Consider the following 2400-nt stretch of genomic DNA (forward strand, 5'->3'; position numbering starts at 1 on the left):
AGTTGCATCCGCGCCGAGGCCGAGCAGGAAGCCGGTGTGCGCCTGCGCGAGCCCCGCGCGCTGTTCGAGACCTATATGAGCCCCGGCTCGGTGACCGAGAAGCTGCATTTCTTTGCGGCCGAGTACGAGGATGGCGACTTGGTTGGCGCGGGTGGCGGCCTCGTTGAGGAGGGCGAGGACATCGCGCGCTTCGAGCTGGACTTCGACGCAGCCATGCGCCAGGTCGAGGCCGGCGAGATCGTCGATGCGAAAACGATCATGCTGCTGCGCTGGGCCGAGCGCCATGTCTTCGGGCCGCCGCCCCGCAAGGGCCCGTTGCTGGTCTTCATCGCCGGGCCGTATCGAAGCGGCACGGGCGACCGGGAGGACGCGATCGCCGCCAACGTGCAGGCCATGCAGGATGCCGCCCTGCAAGTCGCAGCCCTGGGCCACGTGCCGGTGCTCGGCGAGTGGGTCGCCCTGCCGCTCATCGCGGCCGCTGGCGGCCGGCGCGGCGATGCGGTCTGGGACCGCTACTTCCACCCCAACGCCCAGGCCCTGCTGGAGCGATGTGACCTGCTGCTGCGCATCGGCGGTGATTCGGCCGGCGCCGACGCCATGATCAAGGCCGCTTTGGCCTGCGCAATGCCCGTGCACTACGGCCTCGCTTCAATACCAACCAGGCCCGCGTAGAATCAATCACCGGGCCCAAATTTTGGCGTCCGGTTTTTTTTGCCCGCTGCAAAAACGGGCAGCAAAGCCGGCAGAGCCAAGTCAAGCGCTCGCAGCCCAGGTCGCGCACTGCCAAACGCGCGCCGCAACTGTGAACTTGAATTATGGAAATCTTCGACTACGACAACATCCTGCTGCTGCCGCGCCGCTGCCGCGTGGAAAGCCGCTCGGACTGCGACACCTCGGTGCAGTTCGGCCCACACCGCTTCAAGCTGCCGGTCGTGCCGGCCAACATGAAGACGGTCGTGGACGAGCCCATCACCGAGCTGCTGGCCCGCGAGGGCTACTTCTACGTGATGCACCGCTTCGACCTCGACAGCCTGGCCTATGCCAAGGACATGCGGGACAAGGGCCTGCTGGTGTCGCTGAGCGTCGGCGTGAAGCCGGCCGACTTCGAACTGGTGGACAAGCTGGCGGCTGAAGGCGTCGGCGCCGACTACCTGACCATCGACATCGCCCACGGCCATGCCGAGAGCGTGCAGCGCATGATCGGCCACATCAAGCAAAAGCTGCCCGAGACCTTCGTCATCGCCGGCAATGTTGGCACGCCCGAAGGCGTCATCGACCTGGAGAACTGGGGTGCGGACGCGACCAAGGTCGGCGTCGGCCCGGGCAAGGTCTGCATCACGCGGCTGAAGACGGGTTTTGGYACCGGCGGCTGGCAGCTATCGGCGCTGAAATGGTGCTCGCGCGTGGCCACCAAGCCCATCGTGGCCGACGGCGGCATCCGCCACCATGGCGACATCGCCAAGAGCGTGCGCTTCGGCGCCAGCATGGTCATGATCGGCTCGCTGTTCGCCGGCCATGAAGAGTCGCCAGGCACGACCGTCGAGGTCGACGGCAAGCTCTACAAGGAGTACTACGGCTCGGCGTCGGACTTCAACRAGGGCGAGTACCGCCACGTCGAGGGCAAGCGCATCCTGGAACCCGTCAAGGGCAAGTTCGCCGACACGCTGCGCGAGATGCAGGAAGACCTGCAGAGCTCGATCTCGTATGCGGGCGGCACGCAGTTGTCGGACCTGCGCAAGGTGAATTAYGTCAYTCTTGGTGGAGAGAATGCGGGCGAACATTTGTTCATGTGATCACCTGCGGAACGCGGGCGAGCGTCTGTTCATGTAAGCCGCAATGGACTTCGCTGCCTACCGCCGCCACGACGCGACCTCCCTGGCTGCCGAGGTGGCGGCAGGCCGCGTCGAAGCGACAACCCTGCTCGGCCTGGCGCTCACAAGGCTGGCCGAAGTCCACCCCCAGCTCAACCCGGTCTGCCGGCTGATGGAAGGCCAGGCCCGCGCCCAGCTGGCGCGCGGCGTCGGCAACGGCCCACTGGCCGGCGTGCCCTGCCTGATCAAGGACGTGGCCGAGGACTATGCCGGCCAGCCCACCAGCTGGGGCAGCCGGGCTCTCGCTTCGCTACCTCCACCGAGAGAGCACGCCCATGTCGTGCGGCGCCTGCTGGACGCCGGCCTCGTCATCTTCGGCAAGACCAATGCGCCGGAGCTGGGCCTCAAGGGCGTCACCGACCCGCTCGCCTTCGGCCGCAGCAGCAACCCCTGGGACGTGCGCCGCACGCCTGGCGGCAGCAGCGGCGGGTCGGCGGCGGCGGTGGCAGCGGGTGTCGTGCCAATGGCAGCGGGCAACGACGGTGGAGGCTCCATCCGCATCCCGGCAGCCTGTTGCGGGCTGGTGGGT

Annotated in this window: 2 protein-coding genes and 1 pseudogene; all 3 read left to right on the forward strand. The window is 67.3% G+C overall.

Features of this window, described 5'->3' with window-relative positions; all coding sequences use genetic code 11:
• Positions 1-672, forward strand: a pseudogene (locus AC1DU6_RS27560) (hypothetical protein); the annotation flags it as partial.
• A gap of 143 nt (positions 673-815) precedes the next feature.
• The gene (locus AC1DU6_RS27565) at positions 816-1793 is read left to right on the forward strand and encodes a GMP reductase (RefSeq protein ID WP_477861019.1); all 978 of its coding nucleotides are present in this window, start codon (positions 816-818) and stop codon (positions 1791-1793) included.
• Between the two features lie 43 nt (positions 1794-1836).
• Positions 1837-2400: amidase family protein (locus AC1DU6_RS27570; RefSeq protein WP_477861021.1), on the forward strand; the 564-nt coding region annotated here is incomplete at its 3' end.

This window comes from Roseateles sp. P5_B10 (assembly GCF_056400485.1).